Source organism: Sphingopyxis sp. 550A (assembly GCF_053569535.1).
The window spans coordinates 4,275,732-4,288,721 of the sequence record NZ_CM131615.1; the positions used below are offsets into that span (position 1 = coordinate 4,275,732).

Annotated in this window: 9 protein-coding genes; 3 read left to right on the plus strand and 6 right to left on the minus strand. The window is 66.8% G+C overall.

Translation table 11 applies throughout. The annotated features are described in order from the left end of the window. Positions 1–13: 13 nt before the first annotated feature. Positions 14–2,401, plus strand: a complete 2,388-nt coding sequence (locus ACVENA_RS20795; RefSeq protein WP_449326887.1) for a protein kinase domain-containing protein — start codon at positions 14–16, stop codon at positions 2,399–2,401. Between the two features lie 10 nt (positions 2,402–2,411). Here the strand turns inward: ACVENA_RS20795 and ACVENA_RS20800 are convergent, their stop codons facing one another. The 3 genes from ACVENA_RS20800 to ispG all read right to left on the minus strand — a co-directional run bounded on the left by ACVENA_RS20800 (position 2,412) and on the right by ispG (position 6,521). Continuing rightward, positions 2,412–2,924, minus strand: a complete 513-nt coding sequence (locus tag ACVENA_RS20800; protein ID WP_449326888.1) for an ECF-type sigma factor — start codon at positions 2,922–2,924, stop codon at positions 2,412–2,414. A 173-nt stretch (positions 2,925–3,097) separates the two neighbouring features. Beyond that, positions 3,098–4,948: an alpha/beta fold hydrolase gene (locus tag ACVENA_RS20805; RefSeq protein ID WP_449326889.1), complete on the minus strand. Its 1,851-nt coding sequence runs from the start codon at positions 4,946–4,948 to the stop codon at positions 3,098–3,100. A 421-nt stretch (positions 4,949–5,369) separates the two neighbouring features. Then, positions 5,370–6,521: a flavodoxin-dependent (E)-4-hydroxy-3-methylbut-2-enyl-diphosphate synthase gene (gene ispG / locus ACVENA_RS20810; protein ID WP_257546606.1), complete on the minus strand. Its 1,152-nt coding sequence runs from the start codon at positions 6,519–6,521 to the stop codon at positions 5,370–5,372. Between the two features lie 262 nt (positions 6,522–6,783). On the opposite strand from ispG, the gene ACVENA_RS20815 reads away from it, so the two are divergent. Next, positions 6,784–7,536: a TorF family putative porin gene (locus tag ACVENA_RS20815; RefSeq protein ID WP_449326890.1), complete on the plus strand. Its 753-nt coding sequence runs from the start codon at positions 6,784–6,786 to the stop codon at positions 7,534–7,536. A gap of 365 nt (positions 7,537–7,901) precedes the next feature. Beyond that, a complete protein-coding gene (locus ACVENA_RS20820; RefSeq protein ID WP_449326891.1) occupies positions 7,902–8,666 on the plus strand; it encodes a TorF family putative porin in 765 nt (254 codons plus the stop codon). Between the two features lie 51 nt (positions 8,667–8,717). Here ACVENA_RS20820 and ACVENA_RS20825 read toward each other — a convergent pair whose 3' ends face one another. From ACVENA_RS20825 to ACVENA_RS20835, 3 genes are all read right to left on the minus strand, one after another. After that, entirely contained in the window at positions 8,718–10,295 is a 1,578-nt protein-coding gene (locus ACVENA_RS20825) for a toll/interleukin-1 receptor domain-containing protein (RefSeq protein WP_449326892.1), read from the minus strand. A gap of 89 nt (positions 10,296–10,384) precedes the next feature. Next, positions 10,385–11,533, minus strand: coding sequence for an alpha-hydroxy acid oxidase (locus tag ACVENA_RS20830; protein ID WP_449326893.1), 1,149 nt, complete (start codon positions 11,531–11,533; stop codon positions 10,385–10,387). A 102-nt stretch (positions 11,534–11,635) separates the two neighbouring features. After that, positions 11,636–12,871 (minus strand): NAD(P)/FAD-dependent oxidoreductase, encoded by a 1,236-nt coding sequence (locus tag ACVENA_RS20835; RefSeq protein WP_449326894.1) that lies wholly within the window; start codon positions 12,869–12,871, stop codon positions 11,636–11,638. Positions 12,872–12,990: the final 119 nt, after the last annotated feature.

Here is a 12,990-nt window from a genome sequence, read left to right on the forward strand (position 1 = left end):
ATAGCAAACAGCGATGGCCGATGACACGCGCGCCCTGTTGATCGTTGAGGAAGCGCTCGGTCTCGACGCCCCCGATTTGCGGACGGCCCTGATCGCCGAACGGTGCGGCGCCGATGCCGGTCTGCGTGCCCGCGTCGAGCAATTGTTGGCGCTGGACGATGCGGTGTTCCGGCTGACGCCAACCGAGAGTTTCGTCCAGCCGCTATCGGTGGTGGACGCGATTCCGGGCCGCATCGGCCCCTATCGGGTCACAGGCGAGATCGCGCGCGGCGGCATGGGCGCGGTGGTGAAGGCCGAGCGCGACGACGGCGTGTTCCAGCAGACGGTGGCGATCAAGCTGATCCGCGGTGATCTGGCTAGCGAGCGCGCGAAAGCGCGCTTTGCCGAGGAACGGCGTATCCTCGCCCGGCTGCGCCATCCCGGAATCGTGCGCATATTGGATGGCGGACAGGTCGACAATCGCCCCTGGCTGGCGATGGATTATATCGACGGGGAACCGGTCACGCGCGCGCTCGACCGGCTGCAGGCTTCGCAGGGCGCGCGGCTCGATGCGTTCGAGGCAGTGGGCGAGGCGCTCGCGCACGCCCACCGCAACCTCGTCATCCATGCCGACCTCAAGCCGTCGAACGTCCTGATGACCGCGGACGGCCGCGTCCACCTGCTCGATTTCGGGATCGCGCGACTGATCGTGGCGCTCGATGTCGAGGAAGAGGGCGATCCCTATCCGCTGACCAAGGGCTATGCCGCGCCCGAACGCGGGGTCGGGCTCGCGCCGACGATTGCCAGCGACATCTTCAGCCTGGGGGTGCTGATGCTCGGCATGCTCGACCGCGCGATCCCATCGCCCGATAGGACCTATGTGCCCGGCACGCGGCTTCCGGTTGGTCAACTGGACGGCGATCTCGCCGCGATCGCGGGCCGCGCGCTCGCCGAAGACCCCGCGGACCGCTACCCCGACGTGACCGAATTGCTCGCCGATGTCCGCCGCCATCGCAGCTGGGTGCCGGTCAAGGCGCGCGGCGATGCCGCGTGGCGTTACCTTGCGGGTCGTTTCATCCGGCGCCATCGCAAGGGACTGGCGCTGGCCGGCATCGCCGGGCTGCTGCTGCTGGGCGTCGCGACCTTTTCGACCATCCAATATGTCCGCGCCGAGCGCGCACGGGCCGAGGCCGACGCGCGTTTCGACGATGTGCGCGGTATCGCCAAATTCATGCTCACCGAACTCAGCGACAGGCTCGACGACGCGCCGGGCACGGTCGCAGCGCGCGCACGCCTGGCCGAGGAGGCCGCGCATTATCTTGCGCGGCTGTCGGCGGTACCGGATGCGCCTGAAGACCTGCGGTTCGATACAGCGCAAGGCTATCGGCGCCTCGCCAGCCTGCAGGGCCTGTCGGGCACCTCGAGCCTTGGTCGCCCCGACGCGGCGCGGCGCTCGCTTGCCAGGGCGGAGGCGCTGCTCGCCGAACTCGATCGCCAGCGTCCGGGAAATGCAGCGATTCTGGAAGAACGCGGCCGGGTCGCACTGGCACTCTGGACCATGGCGGCCGACAGCGCCAGCAGCGCGCAGGCGACGCGGGCAGAACGCTTTTTCGCAGCGGCTCTCGCGGCGGAACCGGGACGGCCGGGCGCGCTGCTCGGCGCGGTAACGGCGGAACGCAATCATGGCGTCGATCTGATCAACGCAGATCAGGCAGCGGCGGCCGTGCCGATCCTGCGCAGCGCGCTCGTCAAGCTGCGCGCGATGAAAATCGGGCCGGAACTGCAACGCGAAGCGGCGCTCCTCGAAGTCACTTTGCTGGCGCGGATGGGTGACGCCACATATTATGCGGGCGACAAGCGCGGCGCCTTGGCGCCCTATCGCGAAGCAAAGGCGATCATAAGCGCCGAACTCGCGCGCCGCCCGTCGTTACTGTGGACCGACAAGCTGGGCGAAGCGGCTTTCAACCTGTCCTCGACGATCGCCGAAACCGGTGGTTCCTCTGCCGAGGCCCTCGCCGAAGCCCGCAAGGGCAGCGAAGCGATGCGGCGCGCCCTTGCCTTCGGCCCCGACGCCGCGATCGAGATGCGACTTGTCATCCTCTATGGCGAGGAATCGCTTTTGTTGTCTGAGCTGGGTCGGCGCGAAGAAGCGGCGGCCATCTCGTCACGCGGGCTGGCGATGCGCGATGCGCGGCTCGCCGTGGCACCGAATGATCCGACGCGCCAGCGCGACGTCGCGGTGGCATTGGCCAACCATGCCGACCTGCTACGCGCCGCCGGGCATGCACCGGGCGCCTGCGCCGCCGCCCGCCGCGGACAGGCCCTGTTGCGCGGGATGCAACAAGGCGGAGAATTGGCCGAGCGCGACGCCAGGGTTGAAATTCCCCGTCTGGATGCGGCCGCCGACGCTGCCTGCAATTGACTCTGGGCTTCTAGTCCATCGCGTCGTCGCCGCGTAGTTCGGAGGCCAGCCATAGCCGCGCGGTTTTCCAGCGCCGCTTGATGGTCGATTCCGACGCGCCGGTGACCTGCGCGATCTCGGCAGGCGTGAGTCCGACGAAAAAACGCATCTCGACGAGATGGGCAAGATCGGGTGAGACGCCCTCGAGCTTCGTCAGCGCCGCGTCGAGCAGTTCGGCATCGACCCCGCCCGGGCCGTCGTTATCGATCAGGAAAACGGCCGGAGCCTGACGCTTGGCGCGCTTGCGGCTGCGGACAGCATCGATCATCGCCTGGCGCAGAATTCGCGCGCCGGTTGCAAAGAAATGCTGGCGGTCATTCCAGCTCATCTCGTCCAGTCGCACGATACGCAGCGCGGCTTCGTTGACCAGATCGGTTGGTTGCAGGGTCAGCGACGGCGCGTCGCGCCGCAGCAGCCGGGCGGCAGCGACACGTAGTTCGTCATAGACGTCGCTCAAAAGGCGGTCGCGGTCATTGCTCTGCATATTTGGTTTCCAACCGACCTGCCCGGATACGAAGCTTTGCGAAGGAAAGACGATGATGCAAGGCGAATGACGGATCAGCGCCTGAAATCAGACAATGGACCGGGCGAGGGGACCGGCGAAAGCGGGCGCTGAACGTCTCTCAAGGGAGTGGCGATGCCGCTCGGCGCGATGCGCTACGCCGTCAATCGGCGGACGATCAGTCCCGGGTCGGCATAGGCCAGGAGGCGCCCGTGTTCCGGCAAGGTTTCAAATTCGGCTTGTGGCAGAATCTCTTTCCAATAGGATCGGACCGAGGCGGGATCGGACAATGTGTCATGGGCGCCGATCAACACCGACCAGCCGGCGCCGCTCACCGGATAATCGACGGTTTTGCCCCGCGCGAAATAGATCTGCTCGCGTACATAGCCTTCGAGCCTGCCCGTCGCGAGCATCCGGACAGCGCGATAATAATCGTCGATCACCTGCTCGTCTTTGAGCGCGGCCTCGTCGGGCGGACTCCCCCGCATGGCCTTTTGCAGCGCCTTGCCGAGATAATCGCGCGTCATCGCGCGCGCTATCAAACGCGCCGCGGGGAGGATCAATCCGGGCCTCTGCCGATAGGCTTCCTTGAACGAGCCGAGCACTCCCCAGCGGCGTTCGTCGCGGGCGGAGATCGGATCGGGATTGACGAGGACGACCTTGCCGCACCGTTCGGGGTAAAGGCCGGCGAACGCGACTGCTGCCTGCGCGCCGCCGCGACCGATGATATCCGCTCGCGCGATCCGCAACCTGTCAAACACCGTCGCCATATCATGCGCCGCTGCCGCGAAGGGGTCGGCATCGCTGCCTCCCGCAGGGGCGGGTGATGGATCGGTCAACCCGAAGCCCGGCCGGTCGATCGCAAGAACGCGAAAGCCTTCGTCCACGAGCTTCGCCACCAAATGCCGCGGCGGGTGGCGTGTCGTCATGCTGCTGTGAAGGATCACCAGCGGGTGTCCCTTCGGGTGACCATATTCCGAGATGGCAATACGCCGGCCATCTTCGGAATGAAGGATGCGAAGCGGCTCGGCGTTGCTGTCGAGCCAGCTCATGCGCCCGTGGCTGGCGCTTACGAGAGCCTGCGCCACGGTGGCGATACTGATCGAGCGGGCCATTTCCGCCGCGCTCGACACGCCAAGGGTCTGAAAGACGATGTCGGTCTGCTTCTTGACCGAGGCTTCGGAGAGGCTGAGGGCCCGTGCCGTCTCGGCCCGGGTCATTCCCTGTGCCAGCAGCATGGCGATTTGCGCCTGTCTGGGTTTCAGGCCCCAACGGTCGACAAGAATTGCCGGCGCCGTATCGCCCGCCGGAAAGACGCCGAAGGCGAGGAGCGACAATCGATACAGCAATCCGGGGATTCGCCGTGCGCCGCTCTTTGCGAGCGCTGACGAGATGGCCGCGCGCGCCGTCGTATAGCTGATCCCGATCGCCGTGGCGGCCCTTCGGATATTCCCCTCGCGCAAGCTTGCCTCGATGATGCGCGTCTCGAGGCCGCTCATTCCGAATGAGCGGCAGGCTCTTCGCAAGGGCCGCTCGGGGATGGCCGGCGCGGCGATGACCAAGGCTCTCTCGGCGGGGTTCTCGTTCAGGGCCTGGGCGATGGCTCCGGGCAGTTCCCAATAGGACGCTTCATGCGCCGCGACATAGACGATGACGGACGAGTCGCCGCTGTCGACTTCTCCTTCGACGAGCTTCATGCCACCTTGCCGTTGGACCGCTCGCACCGCGTCCCAGTCGATCTCATATGCGACGTCGGACGCTTCGACTCCCGGGGGATCCAGAAGTCTGCATGAGCCGGTGTCGGCGATCGCCAGGGTCAGCGCATCGCCGTCGAAGAGCGAGGTGGTGCGGAAGTCGTTCGACGCATCGAGCGCATGGAAATAGGCTTCGAGGGCATCGGGTTCGGCTCGCGCCTTCGCGAGCAGGCGTTCGGGATCGCTCAGCCAATCGAGGGCATAGTCGGCCGTTGCCGGAACCTCCTGGTCTGTCGACTCACGCTGCGTCATCCTCCTAGCGTTAGCCTTCCGGCGATTACCCTACAAATGGGGATATGCGGCGCGCCGGGAGACCGTCATTTTGCCGGGAATTTAAAGGATTGCAGGGGGTATGGCGAAGGTCCCGACAATAGGTGCGGGCGTACTTGTTTTGCCGACGGGCGCAGTCGCAGCCGGTGGGAGGCGGCGAATGCGGGGAGGGGACGGCAATATTCCATTGGTGCAATGCGCTTCCGCCTGGACCCGTCATGATCGTGTGCCCGTCGCGCCTCTTTCGCGCGCGCTTGGCGCGCGACGAGGTGTCCGATGCCGGGGAAACCCGCGATGCGTTTCGACGCAACCTGGGTCGCAGCGGCGTCCCCGCTTTCGCGGGAATGGCAAGAAGATGGGGAATCCGCTTCCAACCCCGAACCGTGTCGGGGTCTGTCGGTTCCTAGGCCGCCTTGCCGTGGAGCGTGTCCATGCTCACCGCGCTGCCGGCGTCGATCTCGGCCGCCTTGGCTTCGACCAGCCTGACGATATGCGCGATCATGTCGGCGTCCTCGACATGATGGTCGGTGACGCCCGAGAGATAGACCATATGCTTGCCGTTGCCGCCGCCGGTGATGCCGATATCGGTCTCGCGCGCCTCGCCGGGGCCGTTGACGACGCAGCCGAGGACCGAGAGCGACATCGGGGTCTTGATGTGCTGGAGCGCATCCTCGAGCGCCTGGACGGTGCGGATGACGTCGAAGCCCTGGCGCGCGCAGCTCGGGCAGGAGACCACCCGGACGCCGCGGGTGCGCAGGCCGAGCGTCTTCAATATCTCGTAGCCGACGCGGACTTCCTCTTCGGGTTCGGCCGAGAGCGAGACGCGGATCGTGTCGCCGATCCCGGCCCAGAGCAGGTTGCCGATGCCGAGCGCCGACTTGACGGTGCCGCCGATCAGCCCGCCCGCCTCGGTGATGCCGAGGTGGAGCGGGCAGTCGACCGCGTCGGCGAGCTGCATGTAGGAAGCGACGGCGAGGAAGACGTCGCTCGCCTTCACCGCGACCTTATAGTCGTGGAAATCATGATCCTGGAGCAGCTTGATATGATCGAGCGCGCTTTCGACGAGCGCCTCGGGGCAGGGCTCGCCATATTTTTCGAGCAGATCCTTTTCGAGGCTCCCCGCGTTGACGCCGATGCGGATCGCGCAGCCGTTCGCCTTGGCGGCGCGCACCACCTCGCCGACGCGCTCCGACGAGCCGATGTTGCCCGGGTTGATGCGCAGGCACGCGGCGCCGGCGTCGGCGGCTTCGAGCGCGCGCTTGTAGTGGAAATGGATGTCGGCGATGATCGGAATGCGCGCGGCGCGGACGATGGCCCCAAGCGCCGCGGTGCTGTCGGTATCGGGGCAGGAGACGCGGATCAGGTCGGCGCCCGCATCCTCGCAGCGGCGGATCTGGTCGATCGTCGCCACCGGATCGGCGGTCGGCGTGTTCGTCATCGTCTGGACCGTGATCGGCGCGCCGCCGCCGACGGGGACGGTGCCCACCATGATCTGGCGGCTGGTCCGCCGCGCGATGTCGCGCCAGGGGCGCAGGCCAGGATTGTGATCGCTCATCGATTCAGGCTCGATACCAAGGAAGAAACCGGGCGCTCTTTAGCCTTCCGGGGCCGACTTGGCAAAGCCAAGCGTGAAGCGAATGGCTGTTGCGCGAAAGACACAGGCCGTCCTTCAATCGCGACTTACACGCAATTTTCATTTGTGCGATGCAACAACATCGGCAATTTCCGGCCCGTTCGTGGTATCAGGCCCGGTCAGAGGCATGGACGTGCAGGGCAGGCGGGACGATCCGGTTGCCATCAACGAGGGGGATCAACCCATGAAGTTTCTCGGCAAAGCCTGTTTCGGCATGCTGCTCGCGGTATCGGCGATGTCGGCTCCGGCCTTTGGGCAGGATGACGAAAACAAGGGCGGTCCGTTCACCCTGTCGGGCGGCGTCGATATCGTGTCCGACTATCGCTATCGCGGCATTTCGCTGTCGAACGAGAAGGTCGAGATCCAGCCCAGCCTGACGCTGACCCACGACAGCGGCTTCTATGTCGGCACATGGGGATCGGGGCTTCCGAACAGCCCGCTCTACGGCAAGTTCGAGCTCGATCTGATCGCGGGCTTTTCGACCGAGGTCGCGCCGGGAACGACGATCGACCTCAACACCACTTATTATGCCTATCCGGGGCACCATAACGGTGCGGGGCCCGCCGACTATGTCGAGTTCATCGGCTCGCTGTCGCACGATATCGGCCCGCTTTCGGCGACCGGGCTCGTCGCTTATGCCCCCAGCCAGAAATCGCTGGGAAGCGAAGACAACCTCTATCTGAACCTCGGCCTCGGCTTCGGGATTCCGAACACGCCGGTCACGCTGAATGCCGGGCTCGGCTATACCGACGGGTCGCTGGGCACCGCGGCGGCCGACGGCAATTATTTCGACTGGTCGATCGGCGCGTCCTACAGCGCCGGGCCCGCGACGCTGTCGGTCGCCTATATCGATACGGACATCAAGAAAACCGGCGTCAAGGCCGACGACACGCTTTACGATCCGACCGTGGTCTTCACGCTGGGCGTGGCTTTCTAAGCCCCCGGCAGGTCAGCGACCACGCGCTCGAGGGGGGCGGCTTTCGGGGGAAGGCCGTCCCCTTTTTAATGGGCGGCGTTTGGACGAAAGCCGTCCTCCCGCCTTCGCGGGAATGCGCAGATTTTTTCCCCGAAATCCAAGCCGTTCGCCGTATCAAAATTTCAACCGCCGGGGCATTTGCGCAATCTCCTGTTGCATAAAAGTCGCACGATGATGCCGATTTCGCGCAGGCGGTGCATTTTTCGTTTGTGCGACGCAGCAAATTCGACGACACATCGGGCACGCGAGATGTGACCGGCCCGAAAAAGAGGCTGGCGGTCGCGCGGCAGGCAGGGACGATCCGACAACCTTCAAGGGATCAGTCCATGAAAAATCTCTCCCGCGCATGCCTCGGCATGCTCTTCGCCGTTTCCCTGATGCCCGCCGCGGCTCACGCTCAGGAAGAAGCGGCCTCCGAACCGATCACGATCACCGGCAGCGTGACCCTGGTCTCGGATTATCGTTTCCGCGGTTTCAGCCAGAGCAGCGAGGACCCCGCGATCCAGGGCGGAATCACCGTTACCCATGAGAGCGGGCTTTACGCCGGCACCTGGGCATCGAGCGTCAGTTTTGCGGGCAATACCGAAGTCGATCTCTTTGCCGGCTATAGCAAGGATGTCGGCGGCGTGACGGTCGACGGCGGCCTGCTTTACTATCTTTACCCTCAGCATGGAGGGTCGGGTGCCGATTTCTTCGAACCCTATCTGAACCTGTCGACCGATGTCGGCCCGGTGAACGCCAAGGTCGGCGTCAACTATGCATGGAAGCAGTCGGCGCTTGGCAACACCCAGGATCCGAGCCGTCCGATCGGGGCGAAATCGTCGGCCTTTTATCTGCACGGCGAACTGGCCGCCCAAATTCCCGATACGCCGTTCGCGCTGAACGCCCATGCCGGACAGGCGTGGAGCGATGCGTTCCCCGGCGGTTTCGACGGCAAGGTTTTCGACTGGTCGGTCGGCGCGACCGCTTCCTACAAGATGCTCACCTTCGGCATCAGCTATGTGAACACCGACGAACCGAAAGCGCTTGGCTACAAGAGCGCGATCGGGGCCGACGGAGCGGTGATCTTTTCGCTCGGCGCGTCTTTCTGACGCCGGGCCGGGGCGGCATCCGGGGGGAAGCCGCCCCCTTCCCAACCAGCGCTAGGGTTTCGCGGCGGCGGGAGCGGCCAGCGCATCGCGCGCGCCGCGGAATCCCATATATTGTTCGGCGAGCATCCAGTCCTGCCGCGCGAGCTGCGGGTCCGACAGGCTGATTGCCTTCGCCTGGTCGAGCAGGCGTCCCGCCTTCGCCGCGGCGTCGCCGTCCAGCAGCGGATAGCTTTCGGCGAGCGCGCGGATTTCCCAGCCCGCCGGTACATGGCGATAGGTGTCGACATAGGTCTCGCCATTCGCGCGGGTGACCATGATGTCGGCCGAGAAATTGCTGTCGATCGGCGACAGCTTGTCGATCCCCGCGACGAAGCCCGCCGCGATGTCCTTTGCCTCGGCCTTGCTTACCTCGGGGAGCAGCGCGACCGTCGCCATCGCCGAGATCGAGGAAGCTTCGGTGCGCAGGCTGTTGTCGGGATAGTCGGCCCAGTTCACGCCGGTCTTGGGTCGCCGCCGCTTCAGCCATTCGACCGCGCGCTCGCGCGCCGCGCGCACCTTGGCGCGGAGCGCCGGGTCGCCGGTCAGCGCCGGGTCGAGCTCGCGCAGCGCGATGACCGCGAAGGCGGTGACATAGGCGGCGGCATTGTCGGGCCGGTTGGCGGCGTCCATCGCGCTCGACCACCAGCCTTCGCCATTCTGCGCCGCGAGCAGCGATTCCACCACCATCGCGGGCGGCGGCCGCTTGACCGCGCCATAGGCCTTGAGCGTCCAGAGCGAGACGATGGTGAAGGGCGCGCCCTCGACGGGCACACAGTGGCAGGGGTCGCCGAAGAATTTCGCGACGTCGGCATCGAAGCGCGCGAGTTCGCTCTCGCTGGGCGCAGTCTCGACCGCGATGAGCTGCGCGAGGCCCCAGAAGATCTTGCCGTTGGTCGACCCCTCGGTGTCGCGGAGCGCGCTGTCGACGGCATTGGCGATGACCGGGGCGGCGGTATCGACCGACCGGTCGAGGCTTGCTTCGACCGCCGCCTTGTCGAAAGCGCCCGCGCTCGCGGCATAATACCAACCGCCTCCGCCGATGATGGCGACTGCCAGAAGCGCGGCGCCGCCGAGTGCGAGCGGCGAAAAGCGTCGGTGTGGGGTAGGGGGACGAACCGTCGCGGCCGGGCGGGGCGCCGCGGCGCCCTCGCGGCCGAGGCGGCGGTCGATGGCGGCGGGAACGCGCTGCCACGCGGGATGCGCTTCGCTGCCGCCGTCGAAGCCCGACAGGTCGAGGACGTTGACGTTGTAGAATTCGGCCGGCAACGCCTCGGGGTCCATTTTTTCGAGCCCGATCGCGACGAGCGAACCGCGGTCGAGGCCGATGCGGCTTTCGATGCGGACCCAGCGGCGCTGGATCGCGGCGGGGGTCCAGCAGCCGAGCACGACCTTCGCGCCCTTGACCGCGCGGTCGATGACGTCGGGAAATTCGGCGCCGGCGTCGATCCCCTCGGCATCGAAGAAGATATGATGGCCGCGCGCGAGCAGCAGGTCGCGCAGCCGCATCGCCTTGTCGGCGTCGGCGCGGCTGTAGCTGATGAAGATGTCGTAGGGGCGCTCGGGCGGCGCGTCGCTCGCTTCTGTCGTCATCGCTGCCCCGGCCTCGGCCCTGTCCCCGTTTTTCCTGCCGGCAGCGATAGCAGCCCCGCGAGGCTTGGCAAGCGCCGCGCGGCGAACGGTCAGCGCCAGCGCAGATTGCCGCGCGACAGATCGGCGAGGCTTTTCGCGCCCATCAGCTTCATGCCGCGCTCGATTTCGGCGCGCAGCAGGCCGACCGCGCGGCCGACGCCGTCCTCGCCCGCCGCGGCGAGCGCATAGAGATAGAGGCGCCCGCCCGAACAGGCCTTCGCGCCGACCGACAGCGCTTTGAGCACATGGGTGCCGCGGGTGATGCCGCCGTCGCAGATCACTTCCAGCCGGTCGCCGACCGCATCGACGATCTCCGCGAGCGCGTCGAAGGGTGCGCGGCTGCCGTCGAGCTGGCGGCCGCCGTGGTTCGACACCATGATCGCGGTCGCGCCGATATCGGCCGCGCGCTTCGCATCCTCGACCGCGACGATGCCTTTCAGGCAGAAGGGGCCGTCCCATTGCTTGCGGATCGCCTCGGCGCGCTTCCAGTCGAGGCTCTGGTCGAGCATCGTGGTGAAATATTCGGCGACGGACTTCGGCACGCTCGAGCCCTCGGAGACGTGCGTCGCGAGGTTGGGGAGGCTGAATTTCTCGCGGCAAACGTAGTTCAGGCCCCAGCCGGGCTTGATCGCATAGCTCAGCATGTTGCTTGGCGTGAAGCGCGGCGGTGAGGTGAAGCCCGAGCGCAGGCAGCGCTCGCGGTTGCCGCCAACGATCGTGTCGACGGTGAGCGCGACGGCATCGAATTTGGCGTCGCGCGCCGCGTCGAGCATCGCCTTGTTGAGCCCTTCGTCGTGGTGGACGTAGAGCTGGAAGAGTTTCGGGCCGTCGGTCAGCGCGCCCGCTTCGGCGAGGCCGATCGTCGCGAGGCTGGAGATGCCGGCGACGGTGCCCGCGTTCGCCGCGGCGCGTAGCACCGCACGCTCGCCCTGCCAGTGGAAGAGGCGCTGGAGCGCGGTCGGCGAGAGAAAGAGCGGCATCGCGATCTCGCGCCCGAACAGCGTCGTCTTCATGTCGACATTCTCGACCCCGGCAAGGACGCGCGGGATGAGGTCGCATTGGTCGAAGGCGTCGCGGTTGCGGCGGCGGGTGACCTCATCGTCGGCGGCGCCGTCGATATAGTCGAACACCGGCCAGGGCAGGCGGCGCTTCGCCAGCGCGCGGAAATCGTCGATATTGTGGCAGTCGGTCAGGCGCACCCCATTCCCCCGTTCGTCCTGAGCTTGTCGAAGGACAGTCCTTCTTTGTCACCTATGAAGGAAAATACGGCCCTTCGACAAGCTCAGGGCGAACGGGAAGGGTTAAGGCGTCCCACCACCCGTCAGCCGTGCCAGCGCCCAGCGCGGCTCGATCGGCCGCGCGGCGTCCTGGACGTGTGCGGCTACGCGCGCGCCGATCGCGGGGGCGAGCGCGAAAGCGCGGCCCGCGGCGCCGCCGACGACCCAGACGCGGTCCTGTCCGGGCAGGCGGTCGAGCAACAGGTCGCCGGTCGATGTGCGGCAGTCGTGCGCCGCCGCGCTGGCGACGACCGGCGCATCGGTGAGGCGCGGCAGGCGCGCGGCGATCCACTGGCGCGCGTCGGCAAGCGCGCGCGCTCCCGCATCGATGTCGGCGCGGCGGTCGAAGCTGTCGGGGTCGACGCTCGCGTCGGGCGCGCTTTTCCAGACGCGCACCCCAACCCCCTCGATGTCGGGGAGCAGATTGAAACCATAGGCGCGGTCGACGAAGGCGGGCATCGCGGGCGGACGGAACTGCGTATCGCCCTGACCGGGGCCGAAGTGGAAGACCTGCTGGCGCACCGCCGACAGGCGCGCGGGCGTCAATATCTGCGGGAATAGTTCGGTCAGCCAGGCGCCGGTCGCATAGACGAGGTTCTGCGCGGTGCCGCCGTCGGGGAGCAGGTAGAGACCCTGTTTCTTGTCGCGCAGCGGCGCGGGCATCACGATGTCCTCGCATTCGATCTGCGCGTCGAGAATCGTTTCGAGCACCCCGCGGCGACCCGCGATCATCGCGCCTTTAGTGGCGTGCAACACCGCTTCCTCGGGATGCCAGGCGATCTGGGTGAAGCGGCTCCGCAGCCGCTCGCCGGTGGTGCGGTCGGCGCCGCGCGGATCGGCGACGGCATCGCTCGCGGCGAGCGCGGTCACCGCCTCGCACGGGGTCAGGATCGGCAGGCTCGCGCTGTCGGACAGGCGCTCCCACGCGTCGCGGCTGTCGTCGACCAGCGCCGCGTAGAGCGCATCGCCGCCCTGCACCGGATCGAGCATCATCGACGGCAGGTTCGACGCGGCGCGGCCGTTGCCGGCGCCATAGGCGTCGAACAGCCGGACGCTGAGCCCCGCGCGGACGAGGTGCCACGCGGTCCAAGCGCCGATCGCACCCGCGCCGACGACGGCGACGTCGACATGCTGAACCCTGGGTCGCGCGGGCTTGCGCTTTTTCGACTTGCGTTCCTTGCGTTCGGTCGCGGCAGCCGCGGTCGCGATGGGCAGCGCGGCGAATCCGGCAAGGATGGCGCGGCGCGACGGATTGCTCATGACGGGCAATCCTCCACCCCCGATTCCCCGAGCGAAGCCGAGGGGCTTGTTCGAGCGGAGCGAGAAGCTGCACCGTCGCGGCCTCGACTTCGCTCGGCATAGCCCCTCGGCTTCGCTCG